The organism is Sphingobacterium sp. MYb382 (assembly GCF_037572665.1).
Taxonomy (GTDB): Bacteria; Bacteroidota; Bacteroidia; order Sphingobacteriales; family Sphingobacteriaceae; genus Sphingobacterium.
In genome coordinates this window covers 1-24,967 of the sequence record NZ_JBBGZT010000015.1, presented here as the reverse complement: position 1 = coordinate 24,967, position 24,967 = coordinate 1, and the positions used below count along the sequence as shown (strand labels likewise).

17 protein-coding genes and 4 tRNA genes are annotated in these 24,967 nt (G+C 40.4%); 8 read left to right on the top strand and 13 right to left on the bottom strand.

The annotated features are described in order from the left end of the window. Nucleotides 1-619: ISAon1 family transposase (locus WH223_RS07860; RefSeq protein ID WP_340047003.1), on the top strand; the 619-nt coding region annotated here is incomplete at its 5' end. Next, the gene (locus tag WH223_RS07855) at nt 612-902 is read left to right on the top strand and encodes a transposase (protein WP_340047002.1); all 291 of its coding nucleotides are present in this window, start codon (nt 612-614) and stop codon (nt 900-902) included. The genes WH223_RS07860 and WH223_RS07855, both read left to right, overlap by 8 nt. A gap of 285 nt (nt 903-1,187) precedes the next feature. On the opposite strand, the gene WH223_RS07850 is transcribed toward WH223_RS07855, so the two are convergent. The 10 genes from WH223_RS07850 to WH223_RS07805 all read right to left on the bottom strand — a co-directional run bounded on the left by WH223_RS07850 (nt 1,188) and on the right by WH223_RS07805 (nt 15,109). Further along, nucleotides 1,188-1,272 (bottom strand) — tRNA-Leu (locus tag WH223_RS07850). A 5-nt stretch (nt 1,273-1,277) separates the two neighbouring features. After that, nucleotides 1,278-1,350, bottom strand: a tRNA-Gly gene (locus WH223_RS07845). Nucleotides 1,351-1,685: 335 nt separating this feature from the next. Then, the gene (gene bglX, locus WH223_RS07840; protein WP_445265606.1) at nt 1,686-3,971 is read right to left on the bottom strand and encodes a beta-glucosidase BglX; all 2,286 of its coding nucleotides are present in this window, start codon (nt 3,969-3,971) and stop codon (nt 1,686-1,688) included. 80 nt (nt 3,972-4,051) lie between these two features. Further along, nucleotides 4,052-5,398, bottom strand: a complete 1,347-nt coding sequence (locus tag WH223_RS07835; protein ID WP_340047001.1) for a glucoamylase family protein — start codon at nt 5,396-5,398, stop codon at nt 4,052-4,054. Nucleotides 5,399-5,497: 99 nt separating this feature from the next. Beyond that, complete coding sequence (locus WH223_RS07830; protein WP_340047000.1) at nt 5,498-6,991, bottom strand: RagB/SusD family nutrient uptake outer membrane protein; 1,494 nt, start codon at nt 6,989-6,991, stop codon at nt 5,498-5,500. A gap of 19 nt (nt 6,992-7,010) precedes the next feature. After that, entirely contained in the window at nt 7,011-10,010 is a 3,000-nt protein-coding gene (locus WH223_RS07825; protein ID WP_340046999.1) for a SusC/RagA family TonB-linked outer membrane protein, read from the bottom strand. A 282-nt stretch (nt 10,011-10,292) separates the two neighbouring features. Beyond that, nucleotides 10,293-13,169, bottom strand: a complete 2,877-nt coding sequence (locus WH223_RS07820) for a helix-turn-helix and ligand-binding sensor domain-containing protein (protein WP_340046998.1) — start codon at nt 13,167-13,169, stop codon at nt 10,293-10,295. Nucleotides 13,170-13,459: 290 nt separating this feature from the next. Continuing rightward, nucleotides 13,460-13,544, bottom strand: a tRNA-Leu gene (locus tag WH223_RS07815). Between the two features lie 5 nt (nt 13,545-13,549). Then, nucleotides 13,550-13,622, bottom strand: a tRNA-Gly gene (locus WH223_RS07810). A gap of 182 nt (nt 13,623-13,804) precedes the next feature. Then, nucleotides 13,805-15,109 (bottom strand): ammonium transporter, encoded by a 1,305-nt coding sequence (locus tag WH223_RS07805; RefSeq protein WP_340046997.1) that lies wholly within the window; start codon nt 15,107-15,109, stop codon nt 13,805-13,807. Nucleotides 15,110-15,507: 398 nt separating this feature from the next. On the opposite strand from WH223_RS07805, the gene WH223_RS07800 reads away from it, so the two are divergent. Continuing rightward, entirely contained in the window at nt 15,508-16,551 is a 1,044-nt protein-coding gene (locus WH223_RS07800; RefSeq protein WP_340046996.1) for a porin, read from the top strand. 62 nt (nt 16,552-16,613) lie between these two features. Here WH223_RS07800 and WH223_RS07795 read toward each other — a convergent pair whose 3' ends face one another. Together WH223_RS07795 and WH223_RS07790 are read right to left on the bottom strand one after the other, a co-directional pair. Beyond that, a complete protein-coding gene (locus tag WH223_RS07795; protein ID WP_340046994.1) occupies nt 16,614-17,042 on the bottom strand; it encodes a tail fiber domain-containing protein in 429 nt (142 codons plus the stop codon). A 202-nt stretch (nt 17,043-17,244) separates the two neighbouring features. Beyond that, nucleotides 17,245-17,721: a regulatory protein RecX gene (locus WH223_RS07790; RefSeq protein WP_340046992.1), complete on the bottom strand. Its 477-nt coding sequence runs from the start codon at nt 17,719-17,721 to the stop codon at nt 17,245-17,247. Nucleotides 17,722-17,795: 74 nt separating this feature from the next. On the opposite strand from WH223_RS07790, the gene WH223_RS07785 reads away from it, so the two are divergent. From WH223_RS07785 to WH223_RS07775, 3 genes are read left to right on the top strand one after another with little or no spacing between them, the layout of a single operon-like run. Then, on the top strand, nt 17,796-20,234 hold the full coding sequence (locus tag WH223_RS07785; protein ID WP_340046991.1) for a bifunctional UDP-N-acetylmuramoyl-tripeptide:D-alanyl-D-alanine ligase/alanine racemase: 2,439 nt from the start codon (nt 17,796-17,798) through the stop codon (nt 20,232-20,234). Nucleotides 20,235-20,254: 20 nt separating this feature from the next. Beyond that, nucleotides 20,255-20,851 carry a DUF502 domain-containing protein gene (locus tag WH223_RS07780; RefSeq protein ID WP_340046990.1) on the top strand — a complete coding sequence of 199 codons (597 nt, stop codon included), beginning with the start codon at nt 20,255-20,257 and terminating at the stop codon, nt 20,849-20,851. A 2-nt stretch (nt 20,852-20,853) separates the two neighbouring features. Next, nucleotides 20,854-21,456 carry a hypothetical protein gene (locus WH223_RS07775; protein WP_340046988.1) on the top strand — a complete coding sequence of 201 codons (603 nt, stop codon included), beginning with the start codon at nt 20,854-20,856 and terminating at the stop codon, nt 21,454-21,456. 22 nt (nt 21,457-21,478) lie between these two features. On the opposite strand, the gene WH223_RS07770 is transcribed toward WH223_RS07775, so the two are convergent. After that, entirely contained in the window at nt 21,479-22,702 is a 1,224-nt protein-coding gene (locus WH223_RS07770; RefSeq protein WP_340046987.1) for a porin, read from the bottom strand. Nucleotides 22,703-23,057: 355 nt separating this feature from the next. Here WH223_RS07770 and dinB point away from each other — a divergent pair, with 355 nt between their 5' ends. Both dinB and tssD read left to right on the top strand, forming a co-directional pair. After that, the gene (gene dinB / locus WH223_RS07765; protein WP_340046986.1) at nt 23,058-24,149 is read left to right on the top strand and encodes a DNA polymerase IV; all 1,092 of its coding nucleotides are present in this window, start codon (nt 23,058-23,060) and stop codon (nt 24,147-24,149) included. A 479-nt stretch (nt 24,150-24,628) separates the two neighbouring features. Further along, the coding region (gene tssD, locus WH223_RS07760; RefSeq protein ID WP_340046985.1) for a type VI secretion system tube protein TssD at nt 24,629-24,967 on the top strand (339 nt) is incomplete at its 3' end.

Below are 24,967 nucleotides of genomic sequence, written 5' to 3'. Positions count from 1 at the left end.
GGCTAAAGCTGTTCGCAGATGTTTTAGTAATGCTAAACGAGTAATAGATAGATTCCATGTCCAGAAATTAGCCTATGATGCTGTTCAGGAACTGCGCATTAAATATCGTTGGGCGGTCTTAGATGATGAAAGTCGAAAGATTATCAAGGCGCGTAAAGAGGGGAATCACTACACTGCAGAGATATTAGCTAACGGAGATACGCTTAAGCAATTATTAGCGAGATCAAGATATTTGCTATTTAAACACACTTCTGGGTGGTCTGAGAGCCAGAAGCACCGTGCAGAGCTTCTTTTCTTACATTTTCCAAGACTTAAGAAAGCGTATGATTTAGCGCTAGCATTGGGCGATATCTTTAATAAATGCAAGAGTAAAGAAGGTGCGTTAACCAAACTCGCGCTATGGCATCATCAAGCCGAGAATGCAGGGATAGAATCTTTTGAAAGTGTAGCAAGGTCTATTGCTGCACATCACCCAAATATCCTTCATTACTTTGATAATAGGAGTACAAATGCTGCCGCGGAGTCTTTTAATGCTAAGCTGAAAGCTTTCAGAGCAATATTCAGAGGTGTTAGAGACACGAAGTTCTTCTTATACCGCGTAATGAAATTGTATGCTTAAAAAAAGATGCCCCCCAAGAATTCAACTTGATCCTAAAGAAGGTGCGTTAACCAAACTCGCGCTATGGCATCATCAAGCCGAGAATGCAGGGATAGAATCTTTTGAAAGTGTAGCAAGGTCTATTGCTGCACATCACCCAAATATCCTTCATTACTTTGATAATAGGAGTACAAATGCTGCCGCGGAGTCTTTTAATGCTAAGCTGAAAGCTTTCAGAGCAATATTCAGAGGTGTTAGAGACACGAAGTTCTTCTTATACCGCGTAATGAAATTGTATGCTTAAAAAAAGATGCCCCCCAAGAATTCAACTTGATCCGTTTTTAGCCCTTTGTAAGGAGCTAATGATGCTTGTAATGTCTTTATTTACAAGCTCGAATAAAACCGTTAGATGCTGTGAAAATATTTTCATTTTTTAGCAAGAAGGGGAGTTCATAAAATCGTTAGCCGCAAATAGGCTATGTGAAAAGTAAGAAATTTAGTAGGATACCAAATAATGCGTTCTTAGGGGTAGCACTCAAAAGTTGTATAAACGGAAAAATCCTCATCTTTCGATGAGGATTTTATTCCGTACCTAGGGCGGGAATCGAACCCGCACTCCCTTAACGGGAACAGGATTTTAAGTCCTGCGTGTCTACCAGTTCCACCACCTAGGCAACTGAGCGAAAGACGAGATTCGAACTCGCGACCCCAACCTTGGCAAGGTTGTGCTCTACCAACTGAGCTACTTTCGCTTGACGTGCCACAAAGATAGAATTAATTTCCTTCCCTCCAAAATAAATTTGCGTTTAAAGGACTATTAAGGCCTTTTTCACCTTCTTTTCTCCGTGCTGATGGCTTTGTAACAAACTTATTTACAAGCTGGAAAGGGCTTCTTTTCAGTTTCAAAAATATTTTTGTTTTCCCTGCCTAATCCGAGTTCTTTCTTCGAGAAGTAATCCTGTTTAGAGTTTTTATGATGATAAATAGGAGGTAGCTCTTTACAAGAAGAACAAAAAAAGATGGCGTGTCTTCAGTAGACACGCCATCTTGTAATGAATTTATTTATAAATTCTATTTAATAAGAAGCTTATTTGAGTACAAATGTTGCTTTTTTGTTATCTCTTGAGTTTGTTCCAATGAAAACATTGAAGTCACCCGGCTCAGCAACAAATTTTAAGTCCGCATTGTAGAATTTTAAATCTTCTACTGATAACGTGAAGTTAACCGTACGGCTTTCTCCTTTTTTCAAGAAAACTTTCTGGAATCCTTTTAACTCCTTTACGGGACGCGTAATGCTACCTACAACATCCTGAATGTAAAGTTGAACAACTTCCTCACCATCGTAGTCACCTGCATTTTTAAGGGTTACAGAAGCGTTAATTTTGCCATTCGCTGTAAGCGTTTTATTGTCTAGTTGGATATCACTATAGTCAAATGTAGTGTAGCTTAATCCATAGCCAAAAGGGTATAGAGGCTCATTGTCTACATCTAGATAGTTTGATCTGAACTTTTGAAACCAGCCATCTTTAGCAAGTGGTCTTCCCGTATTTTTATGTGCATAGTAAATCGGAATCTGCCCTACATTTTTAGGGAATGTAGCTGTGATTTTTCCGGAAGGGTTTACATCACCAAAAAGCACGTCAGCCACTGCTTTACCCGTTTCAGTACCACCAAACCAAACGTTAAGGATAGCCGGTACATTTTCTTGTTCCCAAGTTAAAGTCAACGGTCTACCGGTGAATAAAACAAGGACTACAGGCTTACCAGTTTGCAATAATGCTTTTAATAAGTTTTGCTGTGTTTTTGGAATATCAAGCTCTGTACGGCTCGAGCTTTCTCCGCTCATCTCAGAAGCCTCGCCCAATGCTGCAACGATAACATCTGCTTGTTTAGCCGTATTCAGCGCCTCGTTAATAATTTCAGACTCTGGTCTATTATCGCGCGCTATTGTTCTGCCAAACATAGTCGCACGCTCTTGGTAGGCAGCGTCGCTTACTAAGTTAGAACCGATGTGCGTTAAAATCTTTACTTTATCGCCTAAGGCTTCTTTCATCCCCTCTACTAAAGAAGGAGTATTTGCATGGTCAGCACTAACGCTCCATGTACCTGGCATGTTTGATCCTGTGTTGGCTAATGGGCCAATAACAGCTACCGTTCCTTTTTTCTGTAGCGGTAGTGCTTTGTTATCATTCTTTAACAGGACGAATGTTTTTGTCGCCGCTTCTCTTGCCTTCGCAAGGTGCTCCTTGGTGTAGATTTCGTTTTTAGCACGATCTTCATCACAATAGCGGAACGGGTCTTCAAATAATCCGAGTTTGTATTTCAATTCTAAGATATAACGACAAGCCTCATCAATTCTTTTTTGCGTCACCTTGCCTTCGCTCAATGATTTTTTGAGGGTTGTTAAGAATCCTTCGCCTACCATATCCATGTCCAAACCTGCGTTTAGGGATAGGGCAGATACGGCTTGTAAATCACCCAATCCGTGGTCAATTAATTCATTAACGGACGTGTAGTCAGAAACAACCATTCCTTTAAATCCCCATTGCTTACGCAATACATCCGTTAGCAACCATTTGTTGGCTGTCGCAGGAACACCGTTGATATCATTGAAAGAAGTCATGATTGTCGCCGCACCAGCATCTAGTGCCGCTTTATAAGGCGGTAAGTACTCATTGTACATACGGTGTAAGCTCATGTCCGTGCTGCTATAGTCACGTCCAGCTTCTGCGGCACCATATAGCGCAAAGTGCTTAACACAGGCTGCTACCGTATTTGCAGCAGCAAGGTTATCGCCTTGCAATCCTTTGATCATCGCTACAGCTACTTTAGCTCCTAGGTAAGTATCCTCACCAGAACCTTCGGAGATACGTCCCCAACGTGGGTCGCGTGACACATCCACCATCGGTGAATAGGCCCATTGGATACCATCAGCAGTAGCTTCAATAGCTGCAATACGTGCTGTCTGCTCGATAAGAGGCATATCCCAACTTGCAGAAAGCGCTAATGGAATAGGGAAAATCGTGCGATAGCCATGGATCACGTCCATACCGAAAAGGATAGGGATTTTTAATCGCGATTGGTGAACAGCTAGCTCTTGTGCCTTACGGATACGACTAGGTGTACTCATACTAAATATACCACCAATCTCACTTTTCTTGATTTTAGCTTCTACATCTGTAGATACCGCAGTACCTGTAGTGGCTTCACCGGCTGTTACCAAATTTAGCTGACCTAGCTTTTCTTCCAGCGTCATTTTCTTCATTAGGTCTTCGATAAACTTGTTCATCTTTGCATCTTGTGCAGAAAGCATAGATGGCACCACTAGTGCTGCAAATAGCGAAAATGCTATTTTTTTGTATTTTACTTTCATTTAGTGTTAATTTAAAGCTGAAATTACGCTATCGATTGCATAATTCCGTTCATTCTGTTGTGTTTTTTTTAATTAAGCTGTTATTTCAAGTAAGGGCTGCTAAAACCAAGTTTTTTCAATCCTTCTTGGATTTCTGGTGCTTGCATAAATAAATCCCAAATTAAGCTGGAACGGTAGTTTTCAATCATCACGACAATAGGACCTTGGTCAATAGCTAAATAACGCTCAGGGTACCAGTTTTCCGTTTCGCTATAGGCATCATAAAATCCATAAGTGCCCCATACTTGTTTCTTCAAGTTTTTGAATAAGTAGTTTGCGAAAGCAATACTTTCTGTAGGTGCATAAGGAATGGATGATAAAGCTGCTGTTGGCGAGATCACACCAGGGTCATTGTCTGGGTGATGAGCGTCATATCCTTTAACGGAATAACTAGCTGTCCATCCCCATCCTTTATCTGCTCCGTAGCCTTTGTAATTTAAAGGGTTTAATTTTGCGTATTCAATATTGATTTTGGTATGGTTCACCACGAGATCCCAATAGTTTGCATACTGATCTGTTAAGCCTTTTGGGTTAAGGCCAAGAAAGCTATAGTGCGACCAGAATAATGGGCCTACTTCACCTTCCTGTGCATTATGTTTTAATACCGTTGGAATATTGTATTTCGTTAAGCTTGTTTTAATAGCTCCAGAGCGTGCCCATCCTTCGTGGTAAACTTCCGGCTTTATGCCATGCGTTGTTGACGATGCACCAAGCACGTAAGCTATTAAACATTCGTCAAAACCTTGGATAGCATGATTCATCCCAAAAGCATGATTCGGACTCCAGTGCCAATACATAACGTTTTTGTTATTGGTATAAAAGTTCCAGTCGATACCTTTCCATAGGCTATCCGCCTTAGCAGCTATAGATTTCTGTGTGTCATTTCCTTCTTTGAAGTATTCACGAACCGTGATTAAGCCTTGTGCTAAAAAAGCGGTTTCAACAATATCACCACCATTGTCTTTATCGGAGAATTCTTTAACAGTTCCTAGATCGCCATTGTACCAGTGAGCCCAAGCACCATGGAAGCGCGGTACTGCGGCTAAGAATTTCATAACCTTGTCCAATTGCACTTCACCTTGTTCCTTGGTGATAAATCCACGCTCCATAGCAACAACAGTTCCCATCAAACCAAAACCACTACCACCGATAGTCACCACGTTTTGATCGTTAAGCGGGTATTCGCCATCCATATGTATACGTTCGCGTGCTAAGCCCGATTTCGGCTCGGCACCTTCATAGAAATACTTGAATGTTTGTTGTTGAATTTCTGTTAGTAGGGAGTCTCCTTGAGGCGTAGAGGCTTCCGGATTGCTGTTGTTAGTTTTTGTTTGTGAACATCCGAAGAGGGAAGTAGCGGCAAGGACTAAAAATAAATTTATACGCATAATTAAAAAGCTAAGAGAAGCTTTCTAATCATTGCACCGCAACTTTTAGAAAGCTTCTTATGTATCATTGTGTTTAATTAATGGAATTGATTAACCCTATTAGTAATTAGGATTCTGTACGAGAACGCCTCCCGATTTATCAATCTCTGGTTGAGGGATTGGGAAAAAGCGATTTTTTACTTGATAGCTGTTATGACCTGCCGCATGTAGGGTTTCTACATCGATTCCCCAACGGATTAAATCATAAAACCGTTCATTCTCCATACCTAACTCTACTTGGCGCTCGTGGCGTAAAGCTTTACGAAGCTCCGCTTGATTGCGTGTTGTTACGGCAGGCAAAATAGTATTATTGTTTGCTCTAGCACGTGCTCTTACCTTTTCTAAGTAGCTTAGGGCAAGCGTCGTGTTGTCGTCGCCACCAACCTCGTTCGCAGCCTCTGCAGCTAATAATACGATGTCGGCATAGCGAATAATACGAACATTGAACCAGTCACCACCACGGCTACCATACTGTGCGCGCAATGCTGGGTTTGTATACACTTTCTTGTTCCAGTAAGGTCTTGGAAGATTGCTAGGCAATGTTTCTCCATATGGACTATTTGTCTGGCCACTGAATAATACTGTAGTCTCTTTTCTAGGGTCTCCAGTTTCGAACGCATCGATTAATACTTTGTTCGGAACGTTCCATCCCCATCCTAAATCCCATTGTCCTGATCCACGTACACCTTGTCTGCTTGCGTAAGTAACGCCAAATTTCTGTACCCCATCAGCTAGTGCTTGAATTTCAAAGATTGACTCTTTACTATTCTCACTTTCTTCTCTAAAGATCATGTTGTAAGGAACACTAAGGTTATAAATATTAGAGTTTATAACTTGTGTTGCTGAGCTTAAGGCTTCCGCATAACGTTGGCGTGCCATAAATGTTTTCGTCTGCAAAGCTAATGCTGCACCGCGTGTGATTCTACCTGGGTGCTTAGGCCATGTTTCTGGAAGCGCACTGCTTGCAAAGCGTAGGTCTTCATCAATAAGCTTGTAGATATCAGCAATGGATGCTTTAGGCTTATTGGCAGAAGCTTGATCTGTAATACGGAAGTCGATCAACGGTACTTCGCCGAAAGTACGCACCATATTAAAATATGCCCAAGCACGTAAAAATTTAACCTCACCCACATTGGCTAATGTTTCAACGCTAGGGGAAGGAATAGAATCCGCCGCAGCGATAACATTATTTGTCAAGTTGATAAGTTGGTAATGCCCCGTCCAGTAGTTGTTTGTCAACCAATGAGAGAGTGGGTACTGAAATTCATCATAAATAGGGCCCGCAGCAGCATAGTCACCATCGTTACTACCTAAATGCGCGTCGTCAGCTCTGATGTTGTGAACAGCAATGTAAGGAAGTCCACTTGTAGCTTCACTACGGAGACCTGCATAGGCAGCAAATACTTGCCCTTCTAAGGATCCAATAGGAAGATCATCTTCTGTAAATTGACCTTTTGGTTTAATATCTAACCAGTTGGTACCACAACTGCTTAAGGTTAGGGCGAAGAAAACGCCCAATCCTAATGCTTTATATGTATTGTATTTGATACTCATTTTGTCTATTCGTTATGGGTTAAAAATTAAGATTTACGCCGAAAGTATAGATCGCAGGAATAGGGTAAGTACCTCTGTCTACACCAAAAGAAGTAGCACTACCACCGATTTCTGGTGTAAATCCTGTGTTTTTAGAGAATGTTAATGCGTTTTGTGCATTAACAAATAAGCGTAAGTTTTTAAGACGTAACTTGTCTAATGCTTCTTTAGAGAAACTGTAGGCTAAGGTTATGTCACGTAATCTAAAGAAACTACCATTTTCAATGAAATAGCTTGAGTTCACTCTATTGTTCGCTCTTCCTTCATGCACGATAGGCTCCCAGTTGCTCGTGCCTTCACCATGCCATCTGTTCATACGGTCTGTTTGGAAGTTGAAGGTCGCATATTGATTTTGGTTCCACATACGCATAATGTCATTGCCTTGTACACCTTGGAATTCAAGGTTCAAGTCAAATCTTTTGTAAGAAGCAGAAAGAGATAGGCCGTAGAAGAAATCAGGAGTAGGATTTCCAATCATTGTACGGTCGTTTGCTGTAATCGTTCCGTCGCCATCGATATCTTTATAACGGATATCACCCGGTTTGAAATCACCTCCACCTAGGCCGTTTTTAGCACTATTGTTAATTTCATCTTGGTTTTGGAAGATACCGTCATGTACGTAGCCCCAGAAGTAACCAATAGGGTATCCTTCAGTTGTACGTGATGGGCCATCAACAATGTCGTATCCTTTTGTCGAAAGACTGATTACTTTATTGTTTACGGTCGTGATATTTACACCGATGGAATATTTACAATCTTGGTTTATAGATTGACTCCATCTTACAGAAGCCTCGATACCGTTATTACGTATTTTACCTAAATTACTTAAGCCTGGTAAGCTGCCCAAAATACCCGGTACAGTAACCAATACACCATCCGTATTTTTATTATAGTAGATAGCCTCTACATTCAAACGGTTGTTAAAAGTCGTCAACTCAAATCCACCTTCCCAAGCTTTAACAACTTCCCAGTGTAAATCACGATCCGGAATGTAAGCAGGACCATAAGCAGGGATAATTTGATTGCCAAATACAGCTGTATTTCCAGGTAACATGTTGGCATACATAGGGTATTTGTTGCCACCCACATCTTGGTTACCCAAGTGTGCCATCGATCCTTTAAGCTTTAAGTTGTCGATGAAAGTTTGGTTTTGCATAAAACCTTCTTTCGTAACAACCCAAGCTAAGCCTAAAGCATAAAAGTTTTGCCATGGCTTACCGAATCTACCGAATGCCGAGCTACCATCTCTACGGAAAGAAGTATTTACGAGGTACTTGCCATCGTAGTTGTAGATAGCACGTGCTAAATAGGATAGGGTGCGTGTTTCCCATGCTGTACCATCGCCCAATTGTGTTTTAGGATCACCAATACCTACATACCAGTAGTCTGGGTCATTAGGAATAGGGTAGCCATCACCTTGGGTTCTGCGTGATGTTGTGTTTTCAAAACCGCGCATGTATGTTGTATAACCGGCTAAAGCTTGAACATTGTGTTTGCCAAATGAGTTTTTGTAATTCAATAACCAATCCGACTGTATTTTGTAGTATTTATTTTGCTCTTGACCAACAGCTGTTAATAGGTTTCCAACGCGCTCTGCTTTGTTGCTGCCTTGAATATCTGGATTATAAACAGATACTAAGCCATCATAGCTACGCGTCTGGTTGAAGCCATAATCAGCTGATAAGTTTGTACGGAAAAAGAAATGCTTTAAGAAAGTCACTTCAGCATAGTAGTTTCCAATAATACGGTAGTTATGACCGATAAATGTGTTTTTGCGGTCTTCAATCGTTGTCAACGGGTTGCCCACTTGTGCACGTTGAAAATCAGGCATTGTATGGTATAAGCCATACTCTTCATTATAAACAGGTGCAATAGGAGCTGCTAAGATAGCGCCAAACACATCTCTGTTTTGTGGCAATTGAGCTCTAAGTCCATTGATGACAATCCCAGTTTTGAAATTATCACTTACACGTACCTCATTACTTAAGTTAAAAGTAAATTGGCTGTGTTTTTCGTGGTTAACTACCCCTTGATCTAGGGAATAACCTAATCCTAAACGGAAGGAGTTTTTCGCTGTCGAATTAGCGATACTTAAATTGTTGTAGTTAAGAATTGCGTTTCTGAAAATTTCATCCTGCCAATTTGTGTTGGCATTCCAGTTTGTGTAATCATAAGGTGTGATACCTTGATTTACACGTTGCTCATTGTACAATTCTTTGAATTGATCAGCGTTGGTTAGCTTCATGCGGTTGCCCACATTTTTAATACCAATTTTGGAGCTGAAGTCAATATTCAATTGACCAGCCTTAGCTTGTTTTGTTGTAACAGCGATTACACCATTAGCACCTAGCACACCAAAAATAGCTAAAGAGGAGGGGTCTTTTAAGATTTCAATGCTCTCAATGTCGCTTGGGTTAATGTAGCTGATGTTGTCATTCAATAAACCATCAACAACATATAAAGGCTTAGCACCGTTGATTGAGTTCGTACCACGGATACGAATATCTGGCTCTTGACCTGGGCGCCCTGAGTTCGTTACTTGTAGCCCTGATACTTTACCTTGAAGGGATGCCACAGGGTTGGTGCCTGGTCGGTCAACAATATCAGAACCTTTAACTTGAACAATAGAACCTGTAAGGTCTCTCTTTTGTGCTGTTCCATAACCAATAACCACCACCTCTTCTAAGCTTTCATTTGAATCGGCTAAAAAGATGTTTAACTGGGTCTGATTGCGGACAGCAATGGACTGTGTTTTGTAGCCTACCGACACAAAAAGTAGGGTGTCTGTCGGAGCTACCTGAAGAGAAAATTGGCCGCGAACATCCGTTTGTGTTGCAGTCGAGTTTCCTTTGATACTAACCGTAACACCTGGTACACTCGCCAAAGACTTACTGTCTTTGACTATACCTTGTACGGCCGTTTGTGCTAATGCCACATTTGACACCAGCAATAAAAGAATTAAGTACGATACGTTCCTCATATAACTTGGTTTGATTTGCGTTGTAAAGTGAGTCTTCGGTTACTACCAAGAACACATTTAACTAACCAAAGTTGATGATGTATTGTCTTTATTACAAGTTTTTCAAGTTCACATTACTACTACACGCTTTTTTGTACTTGCTCGATATTGATTTTGTAAAGTTTTAATGTTTTGTTTTATAGTTGTTTAGGTTGTTTTTTATTGTGCTCAAAATAGTGTCTTTAGTGTATTTGATACACTAAAGCTTATGAGAGGTAATGATGTAGTCTTTTTTTTAAATGATTACCTTTCAAGTAAAAATTCACTCAGGTTTTTGTCTGTAGGAAGGTTCAATTTTTTACGTAAACGGTACCTTCTAATCTCTACACCACGTGTCGTTATATTGAGTAAGGAGGCAATCTCTTTACTAGACATATTTAGCCTTAAATAGGCACAAAGTTTAAGATCATTTGGCACTAATGTTGGGTAATCTGCCTTCAGTTTTTTGAAGAAATTACCATGCGATTCGTTGAAACTTTTTTCAAAGACATCCCAGTCACGATCGTCATTATGCGCATCATCAATGAGCTTACTTATTTTACGAAGCTCTTCTTCGCCCAATTGATTTCCTTCGGCATTTTTCAACTCTTTGAGCTGTTCATGCAGGTTGTTCAGCATTTCATTTTTGTAAACAATATTGGTCGCTGCATTTGCCAATTCACGGTTTTTTGTAGTCAGTTCTTTTTCTAGCTGCTGGTTCTTGAGCTTAATGAGTTTTTGCTCACTCACCTCAGCCTCGCGTGCAATTGCTGCCTTCTGCTGCTCCAATAGCCTGCGCTGGAGCTGAAACTGACGCTTTTGCTGTTTCTTACGCTGTTGGCTTTGCACGACAAAGAATAGCAATACTAAAAGTAGGGCGTAAAAAAGCATAGCATACCAGCGGAGGTACCAGGGGTTGTTTACTTTAAACGTTAATGTTGTTATAGCAGAAATGGTGCCATCGGCCGCTTTGGCTCTTATTTGAAAGGTATACTTACCGGGCGAAAGATTGGTGAAATCCTTATAAGCGGTGTGATCCCAGTTGGACCAGTTTTCAGAATAGCCATCTAAATTGTATTGATACAATAGGGGTGTAGTACTATAAAAGGCCGTTGAAAATGCGATACGTATATTGCTTTCGTCTGCATGTAATACAATCTTATCATTATCTATTGCTGCAGGCTCTTTGGAGATATTCCATACCCCAGAAATAATAGGAGCGGGTAGCGTTGTTTTTTCCTGCTGTGGCTGATCTCGATATATGGCAAAGCCATTGTCTAGTCCTATTATGAAGTAAGGCTTGTCCACAGGGTATACGCTCTCGTAATAGTTCATGGAGCGGTTCTGTAGGCCGTTCAATGATGTCGAGTCTATAGCTAAAAGACCATCTTGCTTAAAGGTTACGCGTGCAATATGAGACCTATGGATGAACCAATATTGGTTTTTGTGAATAGGTATGATTTTGTTGGCATACTGAAAAGAGCCTAATTGTTTGTTTAACTCCGCATGTAGCTTAAATTTTTTAACAATATCATCGTAAGTATGTAACCCTGAATCAGAGGTGAAAACAATGTTGTTCTCTAAGTTGAAGACACCTGTAAATTCCGTTTTGTTGACAGTGCTATCGTCTTTGGTGCTAACCAAAGTTTTAAACGTTTTGAAGTCTGAGCTGGCCTCCACAAGGCTTATATTGTTTCTATTACCAAGCCAGTAGTGGTGTTGGTCTTTCGTAGCGAAGTAGCGCGTAGGCTCTTTTAGATTTGGATATTGTTGAACAAAAGATGTTGGCGATGCATTCGCAAACAGGCTAACCCCCGTATAATTACCTTGCAAGATATAAGGAGAATTGGGTATGGGCGCAAAAAACCATCCACCTGTTACGTCAGATATCTTTCTAAATTGCATCTGATCGACTTCAAATGTGCCATCATTATGGCCACATAGCAACTTGTCGCCAACGACAGCCAAGGACCATACTTGTCCGCTAGACCATGGAACCTGTTTGAATGTTAGCGATTGGTAGGTGTTTACACCTTTCCAGGGACTCACAAATAGACCTTGATTTGTGCCTAAGTAGATGTTGCCTTTATGAATTGCTGTCGCGTATACAGTTCCTATTTCTCCTGAAAAATCAGTGTAGAAGTAGAGTGGGGAATTAATTTCTATACGATCGATACCGTTGTCAAGACCTACCCATAGGTTCTGCTGCTTATCTTTAGCAATGCTTAGTACCGTGTTGTTCTGTAGGCCGTTGTTCTTGTTGATGTGCTGTATGATATCACCGCTTTTATTTAAGATGTACACCCCATTTTTTATGGTTCCAAAAGCGTATTGATCCTGATTTAAGTGTATGCCATTGTTTATTTGTGCTTTAGCCAATACACCACTAGCTTCTATACTCCAGGTTCTTATGTTTCCATTTTTATCGAGAAAGTAAAGCCCATGATGTGCTGTACCAAGAAGATAAGTATCCTTATCATAAGGAAGGATGGAAAGGATATTTTTGTTCTTCAAAAAATCTTTATCCTTAACGGCAATAAGCTTCTTGTCATTAAGAAGATGTAAGCCTGATGGTATTTGCTCAAAATAAATGCGGTCCTCTATTTGGTGGGGAAATAGGAAAGGTTCTCCTTGCGCTGTTATTAACGTTATTTCATTGTTTTTATAAACGTATGTTTTAGAAAAAGAATGGAAATATACAATATCATTTTGAATGATAATCTTCCATATCTCATCATTTGTTAATACGCTTTTATCCTTAAGTAGGTTGGAAATATTCGTATAGGTCATGCGGCCGTATGGCTTACGCTGCCAGTAGCCGAATTCAGCATGTCCACCAACATAAATCTTACCATCTTTATCTGCTTTCACAGAGCGAACGGTAGATTTATTTTTCATTGGATAGAGGTTCCAGTAGTGGCCATCATAGGTAAGTAGGCCATCTGTATTTCCAAAGTAGATGATGCCGTCGGCGCCAACGGATGTGCTCCAGTTTTGGTTACCCGCCTTATAGTCTGTTTTCTTAAACTGCTGAACAGATGGGCTTCCTACGCGAATAATATTTTGAGCTTGAACTAGGGGTGATAATCCATAGAAGCAAATTATAAATAAAAGAAAGCTACTTTTTAAAATCAATCTCATAGGGAATTTACGGAACTAAGATGCGATTATTAGTCAAGGAAATCGTTAAGTACATCAAACCGACATTGTTGTTTTGTCAAAAATACCAAGATAATAATCTTCAGTCTAAGTGCAAAATTAAGAATATCTATAATACGATAACAGTTGACTGTCATTCGTGTTTTTTATTATTGTCGTTCGCTTCATGTGCAGGAAAGGAGAGCAGGCAATTGTTGCCGCACGAACCTTCTTTATTTGGCGAATGCTACTAAACGGAAAAAGCCTCATCTTTCGATGAGGCTTTTATTCCGTACCTAGGGCGGGAATCGAACCCGCACTCCCTTAACGGGAACAGGATTTTAAGTCCTGCGTGTCTACCAGTTCCACCACCTAGGCAACTGAGCGAAAGACGAGATTCGAACTCGCGACCCCAACCTTGGCAAGGTTGTGCTCTACCAACTGAGCTACTTTCGCTTGACGTGCCACAAAGGTAGAATAATTATGCACTTCTACCAAACAAAAAATGGCTGATAATGGCTTTTAATAGTGGTCGGTGTATTAATCACTTCGTTTTCAGTGAAATTAAATTTCATTTAAGGGGAAGAGATGTGCTTAGCACATCTCTTTTACGCCCATTTTCTATGTTTAGTTTTATTTTAAAGCTCTTCGTCGTGCTGACTTAAGTCTAATCCTATTGTTTCAGCCTCCGTGCTGACACGCAATGGTGATAAAAGATCAGTAATCTTAAGTAAAGCAAGGGAGCCGAAGAAAGCAAAGGCCGATGCACCTAATAAAGCTATAAGGTGAGCAACAAACAATCCTGTCTCCCCAAAAAACAGCCCGTTTGTAGTAACGGCACTATTGACATTGCTGTGTGCGAAGACACTCGTAAGCAACATACCCACCATACCGCCGACACCGTGACATGGAAACACATCTAGCGTGTCATCAATACCTGTTTTTGTGCGCCATATAACAACGAGGTTGCTGACAATAGCAGCAACGATACCGATAACCAAAGAATGAGGAATAGTAACGAAGCCGGCAGCAGGAGTGATGGCAACAAGGCCTACAACAGCGCCAATACAAGCGCCCATAGCCGATGGTTTTTTACCCCGAAGGATGTCAAAAAAGATCCATGTCATAGCTGCTACGGCAGAAGCGGTTGTTGTTGTCGCAAAAGCAGAGGCTGCTAAGGTGTTGGCACCACCAGCAGAGCCCGCATTGAAGCCAAACCATCCGAACCAAAGTAGGCCTGTGCCCAATAGAACGTAGCTGATTCTTGCTGGAGTGTGCGATTGCTCGGTGCGTTTGCCAAGATATAAGGCTGAAGCAAGCGCAGCCCAGCCTGCAGACATGTGTACAACGGTTCCGCCGGCAAAATCCAAAACCCCCATTTTTGCCAAGATACCCTCAGGGTGCCAAGTGGCATGGGCTAGTGGTGTGTATATAAGTATTACAAATAGGCTGATAAAGATCAAATAGGCGTTGAACTTGATGCGCTCGGCAAAGGCTCCTGTTATTAAGGCAGGTGTAATGACTGCAAATTTCAATTGAAACATGGCAAAAAGTGCTATTGGTACAGTAGGCATACCGGGCCATGTTGCATTACCAAGCATTCCCTTCATCATGTAAAAGGTTGAAGGATTACCAATTATCCCGCCAATATCATCACCAAAGGCGAGACTAAACCCAAAAACAACCCAAATAACTGTAATTAAACCCATACATATAAAACTTTGCAGCATCGTGGAGATGACGTTCTTTTTGCGAACCATGCCTCCATAAAAAAAGGCTAACCCGGGTGTCATAAGAAGCACAAGTGCTGCCGACATGAGAAGCCAAGCGGTATCGCCGGTGTCCATGTTGCTTTCTGCGACATTGGTGACTTCAGTTGAGGGGTTTAGTAGGGCTAAGACGCCTGCTAAGACTAAAATTCCGAATGGAAGGATCTTTTTCATGTTAATTTGGTTTTTTTTTAGTGTTTTTTTTGTTAAAACGTTGCTTTAGTCATGTTTTGTGTTGTAAGAATTCAATTATAACTTTCTTTTCATTGCTAATATCTAAAAACTATTTAATAAAAATGAAAATTATCGTAATTATTTGTGGTTTTTGTTACAATTGTTTGTTTTTGTTATTTGTTTTTTGTGATTGAGTAGGTTTTTATTTAAAAAAGTAAAATATTTTTTGTTTTAAAATATTTTTTTCTGATAATTTGATTGTTGTAATATTTTATTTTGTTGTTTTTGTTTAGTAAAATAACATCTTTTCAAATTTTTAGTAAAAACAGTGCCTATTAACTTATTTTTTAACGATATGAATCGCTAAAAAAGCTAACAATCTAAACTAAAATTTAATTATGAAGAGTTTTCTACCCCTTATTTGGTTTTTTATGACCATTTCTACTGTCTTTTCACAAGAAAAGCTTCTTTCGAACCTTCCTTTGGAGATTTCTGGTTATGCTGATGCATATTGGAGGTATGATTTTGCAAATAGAGAGAATATTGGAACCTACTTCGCTAACGATCAAAATTCGATTTCGCTTGGTATGTTAGCGCTAGGTTTAAAGAAAGTTACTGGAAAAGCGACCTTCGTGGGAGAGCTTTCTTTTGGTCCTCGTGGACAATATTTAACGATTCCAACAGGAGATGAGAAGGATAAAACAAATTCGTTTCATATTCAGAATTTATATGCTTCCTACGATTTTTCTGAAAAATTTAATATGACTGCCGGCTACATGGGTACATTTGTTGGGCTTGAAGTGATTTCTCCAGTTGCAAATTTTCATTATTCCACCTCTTATCTATTTGGGGCTGGCCCATTCCAGAATGCCGGACTAAAGGCTACTTACGCTTTTTCGGATAAGGTTTCTTTGATGGCTGGAGTTTTTAATGATTGGAATGTTTATCAGGATCTGAATGGTGTTTCTCATATTGGTGCGCAGCTAGCTTTAAACCCAGTAAAAGGACTTAGTACATATCTCAATTTCTTGACTGGATCATCCGCCGGAGGCGAAAGCAACTATAGTTCGGGTACCTTGTTTGATGTAGTGGCTAGTTACGATTTTTCTGAACATGTGTCCTTGGCTGTAAATGCTGCAGATTATAAGCATAAATCAGAAGGTGGTTATAGTGGCGTTGCTGTTTATCCAAAGTATAATTTTTCTGAAAACATTGGAGTTGGCTTGCGTGGAGAGTATTTTAAACAAAAAGATACGGCTGAGGAAGATGGGGCACAGGTTGCCTCGTTTACGCTCTCTGGTCGTATCAAACATGGTGGCTTGTCGGTTATTCCAGAGGTGCGCCTAGATAATAATAACCAAGCGGCGTTCTTAAAAAAAGATGGATTGACATCAACGAAGCAGGCTTCGCAGGTTTCCATAGCGCTTGTGTTCGCTTTCTAATTAATTGTCTTTTCAGTATAACGAAACATGCAACAGGATAGCCTGTTGCATGTTCTTATCTTTTACTTTGATTTAAGCTCTTCAAGTGCAATTTTAAGTTCCTCGATTTGTTGTTGCTGCTCTTGGATAGCGGTGACAAGCATAGGGATTAATTTCGCCGCATCTACCTCCTTGTAGTTCGCTGTTTTTGTGGTGTTTTTATGTGCCGTATAAACATGAGCTGCATTTTGAATCAAGTCTGGAGATACCTCCTCTATATTTTTGGTTGAAAATCCGTATTGCTCACCTTTGGGTAAATTTAAGTCTTTAAATTTAACGGTATTGTAGCTGTAGGTTATAGGTTGCAATTGTTTCAATACGTTCAACGAGTTCTCGATTTGAACAATATTCACTTTTAAATCATTTTCGTTCAGTTGCTGAGCAAACGAAACAGTGCTAAAGCCTGCTAATAAGCCGGTCGCAATAAGTATATGTTTAGTGTAGTTTTTCATGCTTTTTATTTTTTAAAGTTTTACAAAAATACCCTCCTTTAATTTGAATGATTTAAGAGCAGATGACCGTACGTCCTGCTAGAGGTTGTTCGCTTTGTTTAATGACCTACGTAAAGGTAATAAATTATGTGGTTTTTCTTTGTAAAAATCTTGTTAAAATACTGTTATACTGCATGATAGATGTGTTTTTCTTCTGTTTTTGTTAACTTGATGTTTTCCGGAAAATTAGGTCGCTTTCAAAGCCCTTTGACTGTAAAAAACGAATCAGTTTTGATTTTTGAGTTATATTTTTGGGCTCACCGTCCATTTTAATCTTCTTACTGATGATTTCATCCAGTTTTTCCTCATATTCCTCTATCAAAATCTTCCCTAAAGCTGTTTTTATGATTCTTTCAGGTACATTTTTGAATTTTAAGGCTTGTTTTATCTTTATTTTCCCCCATCCTTTGACGCGAAATTTGCCTAAAGCGTAGGCTTCAGCGAAACGTTCTTCATTTAAAAAGTTCTCCACGATAAGGTCGGCGATGATAGATTCTGCATCTTCTTGGTGTAGGCCATAGTCATAAAGTTTGTCGCGCACCTCTTGTTGTGCACGTTCTTGATAGGCGCAATAGGCCTCGGCCTTAAGTTTGGCTTGATGAGGAGTATATGTTTTCTTTTGTTGCTTTCCTTCTTCCACGCGGCGGCTATTTAAAAATTATTGAATGTTATTACTGAAAAAATGATGAACTTCGTTTCAAGAAAGAATTCTATATGTATAGCATAGACAGTATAGGTCAAATCCTGCGACCGAAGCAAATCGTCCTTGTCAGCAAAGATAGCGTTATTACCGACTTAGTTTATGACAGCCGCAAAGTTGCTCATGCTGAAGGAAGCTTATTTTTTGCGTTAAAAGCTTTGCGCGATGGCCATCGCTTTGTAAAGGACGCCTATGAAAAAGGAGTACGCAGTTTTATTATTTCAGAAGATGACTTCCCGGTTCATAATTTTCCGGAAGCCAATTTTGTATGGGTTGCTGACGTTTGGCAGGCCTTGCAGCAGCTTGCAGCCCATGTGCGCCAGCAGTTTGAGAAACCTGTTATTGGTATTACGGGTAGCAATGGGAAGACCGTCGTAAAAGAGTGGCTAACGCAACTACTTGCTGGCGATAAAAAGGTGTATCAAAGCCCTAAAAGTTATAATTCACAACTCGGCGTTGCTTTATCGTTATGGAATCTTAGCGATGATTATGATTACGCTATTATTGAGGCTGGTATTAGCATGCCAGAAGAGATGGCGCATTTAGAAACAATGATTAAGCCTGATATAGGTATATTTACAAATATCGGCCTGGCGCATGCTGGAGGCTTTGCGTCTAAAGTGGCTAAGATTGAAGAAAAAGTGAAGCTTTTTGCGGGAAGCCACACGGTGATATACCCTTCGAAATATGGATTTGCGCCTTATTTACCTCCGGCTATTACTTCTTTTACCTTTGGCGACACAGCTGATGATAGTTTGCAGGTCGAGGTTTTAGATGAGGAGGCGCGCAACCAACAGAGTGTACTGTTGTTGCACTATAAAGGAAATACCGAAAAAGTACGTATTCCATTTAGTGATAAGGCGTCGCAAGAAAATATATTAATTTGCATAAGCACACTATTGAGTTTAGGCTATACCTTGACGGATGTTATACAACGTGTAGGTCGATTAAGGCCTTTGGAAATGCGCTTACAGCTGTTGAATGGTAAAAATAACTGTTCTATTATCGATGATTCCTATTCTAATGATTTAGCATCTTTACAGATAGCATTAGATTTTTTGCATCAGCAACAGCAACATGATAAAAAGACCTTGGTGCTTTCCGAAATGGAAGGTATGAATGCCAAACTTGATGAAAAGCTGTTTAAACTGCTGGATGGACAATCCTTGTATCGTATTATTCTCGTTGGCCCTGCATTAGCAAACTTGCAGCAGCAACTTAAGCAGCCTGTATTATATTATGCCGAAACGGAAGCTTTGATTCAGGACTTGGATAAGCTTGCCTTTTCGCAAGAGTCCATTCTGATTAAAGGTAGCCGCACTTTTCATTTGGAGGATTTAAGCCAGCTTTTGGCTGATAAAAGCCATGAAACCGTGCTTGAAATTAATCTTCAGTCTTTAGCGCACAACTTGCAGCAGTATAGGAGTTTATTGCCGACAGGCGTAAAGCTCATGACCATGGTTAAGGCTTTCTCTTACGGTAGCGGTAGCTTTGAGGTGGCTAATCTTTTGCAGTTCAATAAGGTTGATTACTTAACGGTAGCTTTTGCCGATGAAGGGGTAGAGCTGCGACAAAATGGAATCGAGTTGCCAATCATGGTGTTGAGCCCTGATGAGCAAGTTTTTGATAGCCTGGTTCGTTATAAATTGGAGCCTGAAATTTACAATTTTAGAATACTCAACGCATTTATTGCTTTTCTGAGACGTAAAAGCATCGCGCATTACCCTATACATTTAAAGATGGATACAGGTATGCATCGTTTAGGCTTTTTGCCTAATGAAGTGTCGTCATTAGTGGCTGTTTTAGATGCTGTTGCTGAGGTTCAGGTGAAGTCTGTGTTTTCCCATTTGGCAGCTTCGGGAGACCCTACGCAAGATGAATTTACACAGCTTCAAGTCGATCGTTTGAATCAGGCATCAGCGCAGCTGAAAGATGCTTTAGGGTATCCTTTTATGCGTCATATCGCTAATACATCCGCGATAGCGCGTCATCCCGCTATTTATATGGATATGGTGCGCTTGGGAATCGGCTTGTATGGGGTTGATATGGACCATAAGGAAGGTTTAGATTTAGAACCTGTGAGCGTATTGAAAACAACCATTACGCAAATCAAAACGCTCGATGTTGGCGAGACCGTAGGTTATGACCGTCGTGGCGTGATAACGCGCAAAAGCCGTATTGCAACGGTTAAGATTGGTTATGCGGATGGCTATAATCGACATTTTGGCAATGGAGTGGGGAAAATGATGATTCGTGGTCAGGAGGTAGCAACGATTGGTAGTATCTGCATGGATATGTGTATGCTCGATGTTACGGATATTGTAGCCAATGAGGAAGACGAAGTTTTGGTGTTTCCCGATCTACAGCAAGCAGCACAGTCTATCGGCACGATTCCATACGAATTGCTCGTTAGTATTTCATCTCGTGTAAAAAGAGTGTATTTTTACGGATAATTTAATTTTCAAAATTAGTAATGTTAAAAAAAGTAGCACAAAAGCTTTTCTATTATTTTATTAAAGGAACGTTAGTTCTTGTTCCCGTTGCAGGAGCCATCTTTTTGATAGGCTGGATTTTTGCATCCCTGGATAATGCACTGAACTTAACGACACATTTCTTGCAGGATGATCGTGGAAACCCGTTGTACATCCCTGGGATTGGTATTCTAACCATTGTAATCACCTTGATTCTTGTAGGTGCCGTATTTACCAATTTGGTGACAGCCCCAATTAGCGCGTGGTTTGCACGCACGTTCAATAAAATTCCTTTATTCAACACCTTATACTCATCCATCAAAGATTTTACGGAAGCCTTTGTGGGGGATGCTAAGAAATTCAATGAGCCTGTCTTGGTTACGGTAAATGAATCAGGGCTCAAGAAGGTAGGTTTTCTGACACAGCGCGATCTAACAAAGATTGGATTGACGGATGAAGTAATTGTTTACTTCCCTTATGCTTACTCTGTTGCAGGACAGATTGTTGTTGTGAAGGCTTCCAATGTGCAGAAGTTGAATATGTCAGCTACTGACGCCATGAAGTTGGTTGTTTCGGGTGGCGTTAGCGGTATTGAATAAGGATGACCTCGTTCTTTAGCAAATGGATTAGCAAGGATGGAGACGACAAAATTGTTGTCTCTCGCGATGAAGCGCAGCTTTCTTTTCTACAGATGCGCTGGGACAATCAGCTGGCAAAATCATTTTTTGATACCGATGTTTCTGCCGAATTAAATACACAATTTTTGGATTATCAGCGTCAGCTAACAGCCTTAGAGATGGATGATAGTCACCCTGTGTGTGCTGAAATCTCCCTACTAAGCACTTATCTTGACCTATATAGTAAGCTTGCTGATAATGGCTTTTATTATACGTTGGATACCAAAGTAGAGATCGATCATCCTATTCCTGCCTTATTGCTTTTTCCACTCGTGAAAAATGCCGTACAGCATGGTTACAATAGTATGGCTGAGCGTCCGCTAAGGATTAAAATCACAAGCCTTGGTAACCGAATAAGTGTAGAGGTAAGTAATAGGGTAAATCACCACCTGGCTTCACAAGCGGATACGGAGGTTATGGACCAGTATAAAAAAAGGTTGCAGTATCGTTGTGGAGATAGCTTTAATCTATTCAGCAACAGCAATAGTGCAACCTTTAAAGTGAACTTTCAGTTGACCATAGGGTAGACTGAAAGTTATATTTCTTCTTTTATATTCCGAGCTCTACTTGGAATGTTCCACCCCAAGCATTCTTTTTGTTATTATTATTGAAGTCACCATTTTTAACGGTGTAATTCGCGTTTAGCTGAAACTTAAGACGATGAGCTTTAACATAGCGGGTAAGGCCTAATTCCATTAAATCGATTTGCTTCTCATAGGCACTAATTTGCGCATTTGGAGCAATAAAAGTGTAGCGAGCGGCAATTTCATAACCATGGTTCAGTAAGTATGATGTTTGCTGATTGACACCCCAACCTTTGAAAGCATAGGCAACATCACCTTTGGAATTATTTTGCGTTGCGTATTGATCGTCTAAAACGTTTATAGGGTTATCTACATCCCTGCGCATATACTCCGCTTGATAGGCGAATCCCATGTATTTAAACATTAAATCGGCAAAGGAAGTCTTTAGCGTGAAAGGATTGACGACAAAGCGGCCGGTTTGACCTCCTTCACGTGTTGTTTTATCATTATAGCTATAGCCTAAGCCCACCGAAAGCTTGGGAACCTCTTCGCGCTCAATATCACCTTCCGAATAATCACCTCCATTAGTAAATTCGCCGAAGGGCAGAAATTCAACTCTACCAGTATATGCAAGCCCTTTATCAGTCGATTGAACAGGACGGCCTTCACCTGTGGAGATGGCTGCTTTAGCATTTATAGGCATCTGTCCAAGTTTTTTACTCAAGTTGAAGGTCACACCAAAATCGCGATCTATTGTGAAGTGACTATTTACTAAGGAACGATCTGCAAATTGTAGCTGTCCAGAAGAGTTTACACGCTGTCTATTTCCGGGAAGCTTATTCTGCCCGAAGGAGATGTAAAAATCGTCCGTCAAATTAAAAAACATAACCGCGTCGCGGATGATATTAGGCACGCCTGTATCATCAAAATCTTGATCCGAGCGTGTGAAGGCCAGCTGCACGGAATAGGAGATGCGTGGCGTGTAGATATAACCATCCATACGCATGCGCAAGCGACGGATGCGGGCGTCGAATTTCACATTATCTTCTCCGTCTATCACATTACTAAAGCCTAGTCTATTCTGCATCCGAAAGCGAAAATTGGTGTAAAACAAAGAGTCTTTACTGGTGAATTGGATTCCTTTAAAGTTTAGAATGGTAGCGCGGTCATCTCGCTCTTGGGCAAAAGCACTTGTCCCTACAAATAAACTGCCTAAAAGTGCTAAAGCAAGACGTGATTTTATGTTCATGTGTCTGTTTTTCTAATGGTTATTTGTAGCTAAGATGCCTTTGAAAACGATGTGAAAAAAGCTGTTTTTAAGCTTTAAATGCTTATCGAATTCTATGAGTTGATGTTAAGCTACGGTTAAGCTAATATTGGATGCAAACATAGCTAAAAATGAAAATATCCGCAATAGCTCGGCCTAAACTTCAGCTTATTTATTGTTGTGCAATTGAGATTATTAGCTCCAAGTTGGGGGACTAATAAAGTGAAATTAGCAATAACAACGATGCTTAACGCACTAAGAAAAGTAAATTAAGCCTTATCTTTGTCTGTAGGTAACGAAAGTTGCCCTTTAAAAGGAGTATAGCCAAGCTGGTATTATGGCGGTTTCAGACGGACGGAGAAAAATAATTCATATTGATATGGATGCCTTCTATGCATCGGTAGAGCAACGTGATTTCCCTGAATTTCGTGGTAAGCCGCTCGTCGTTGGCGGGTTTCCAGATGGGCGAGGGGTTGTCGCTACGGCTAGCTATGAGGCTCGTAAGTTTGGTGTTCGCTCTGCGATGCCTTCTCGACAAGCACTACAGCTCTGTCCCGACCTACTATTTACGCACCCTCGATTTGATGTATACAAAGATGTATCCAACCATATTCGTAGCATATTTCTACGTTACACAGACCTCATCGAGCCATTATCTTTGGATGAAGCTTATCTAGACGTTACGACAGATAAACAAGGAATAGGTTCTGCAATTGATATCGCCAGAGCAATTAAAGATGCTATCAAAGAGGAGCTACAGCTGACGGCTTCTGCTGGTGTTTCTACGAATAAATTTGTCGCTAAAATCGCCTCTGATTTTAATAAGCCTGATGGGCTAACGTTTATTGGTCCTTCTAAGGTGTTACCTTTCTTAGCCGCCTTACCCATAGAGAAATTTTTCGGTGTCGGAAAAGTGACGGCTCAAAAGATGAAAGGTATGGGTATTCATACGGGCGCTGATTTAAAGGCTTTAACGGAGCTTGACCTTAGGCGTAAGTTTGGCAAGTCTGGTGCTTTTTTCTATCAAATGGTTAGGGGGGAAGATCAAAGACCGGTGAAGCCCAATCGTATAGCAAAATCAATTAGTATTGAAGATACCTACGAAATCGATATCAAGGAGCCTGAACATATGCTTCAAGCTTTGAAAGATTTAACAGAGAGACTCGCCAAGCGTTTGGAGCACAAAGGGAAAGAGGCGCGCACCATAAGTATAAAGATTAAGTATGCCGATTTTACGCAGATAACACGTAGTAAGACGCTCTTGTATTACGTAAATACGACAGAAGATATCATGCGTCTAGTGGAAGAGCTGTTTACCAACCTGACCTTACAAGATAAGCGTGTGCGTTTATTGGGCGTGGTCGCTAGTAATTTTTATGATAGCGATTTGGAAAAGTATAGTAGCACGCAGCTGCGCCTGTTTGATTAGATAAAATTGATTTCATATTCGTTATAGGGGATAAATCCCTAATAATTATCATACCTTGTAAGGAAGCCCCGCTAATTGATTAGCGGGGCTTCCTTTTTTTATAAGTGATACATATAAGATATTTCGTAACAAATGAGACCTTTTGCTTGCCAGATTTGGCTGGTTGCAGCTACCGAGTTTATCAATTTCAAGCTAAAATATGTGTTAGCCACCAAAAGTGCACTTTTGGTGAGTTGGCAAATTAGGCTTTTTCGTAGCACCTATTTTTTGGATGCTTTATGCTGTTTGAGTGGTCATGAGGGCTATTTAGCGGTTATGCGGAGGTCTCCTTACTTCATACCTAACGATAAATAATTACTTTTTAAGAAATCGTAGTTTTACTACACTTTCTCAGATAAATGGGTGATTGCTAGGAAAGCGGAAAAGGCTTTACTAGGTTTGCTAACAGTTACATATTTAAGTATTTAAAACAGTTAATCATGGCAGAAAACAATTCAAGATCCGTGTTGAAGTTCAACGGCGGAGAAGCGCAGAAAGTATTAAAACTACACTACAATGTAGACCGTGCGGTCGATGTATCCGGTCGCGTATCATCGGATCCCTCCAATGCAATTATCAAGGTTACCGTAGAGGCGACCGATAAGTCGGACATTTTGGAGAGTTTGTTGAACGGGAAGTACAAACCTACAGCAGGAGAAGTTACCTTCAACAAATCACATGAAGAAGGCACCTTGATCACGTTAAACTGGGAAAACGGATACGTAATCCAACATTCGGTAGATTTTGATGCAATAGATTCAAACAGTATGCTTATCAGT

Coding starts and splice junctions, on each gene's coding strand:
- WH223_RS07805 (WP_340046997.1), bottom strand. CDS start 15,109: ATGAAAAAGATCCTTCCATTCGGAATTTTAGTCTTAGCAGGCGTCTTA.
- WH223_RS07780 (WP_340046990.1), top strand. CDS start 20,255: ATGTTAAAAAAAGTAGCACAAAAGCTTTTCTATTATTTTATTAAAGGA.
- WH223_RS07795 (WP_340046994.1), bottom strand. CDS start 17,042: ATGAAAAACTACACTAAACATATACTTATTGCGACCGGCTTATTAGCA.
- dinB (WP_340046986.1), top strand. CDS start 23,058: ATGGCGGTTTCAGACGGACGGAGAAAAATAATTCATATTGATATGGAT.
- WH223_RS07770 (WP_340046987.1), bottom strand. CDS start 22,702: ATGAACATAAAATCACGTCTTGCTTTAGCACTTTTAGGCAGTTTATTT.
- WH223_RS07830 (WP_340047000.1), bottom strand. CDS start 6,991: ATGAGTATCAAATACAATACATATAAAGCATTAGGATTGGGCGTTTTC.
- WH223_RS07800 (WP_340046996.1), top strand. CDS start 15,508: ATGAAGAGTTTTCTACCCCTTATTTGGTTTTTTATGACCATTTCTACT.
- WH223_RS07855 (WP_340047002.1), top strand. CDS start 612: ATGCTTAAAAAAAGATGCCCCCCAAGAATTCAACTTGATCCTAAAGAA.
- WH223_RS07835 (WP_340047001.1), bottom strand. CDS start 5,398: ATGCGTATAAATTTATTTTTAGTCCTTGCCGCTACTTCCCTCTTCGGA.
- WH223_RS07820 (WP_340046998.1), bottom strand. CDS start 13,169: ATGAGATTGATTTTAAAAAGTAGCTTTCTTTTATTTATAATTTGCTTC.
- bglX (WP_445265606.1), bottom strand. CDS start 3,971: ATGAAAGTAAAATACAAAAAAATAGCATTTTCGCTATTTGCAGCACTA.
- WH223_RS07825 (WP_340046999.1), bottom strand. CDS start 10,010: ATGAGGAACGTATCGTACTTAATTCTTTTATTGCTGGTGTCAAATGTG.
- WH223_RS07775 (WP_340046988.1), top strand. CDS start 20,854: ATGACCTCGTTCTTTAGCAAATGGATTAGCAAGGATGGAGACGACAAA.
- WH223_RS07785 (WP_340046991.1), top strand. CDS start 17,796: ATGTATAGCATAGACAGTATAGGTCAAATCCTGCGACCGAAGCAAATC.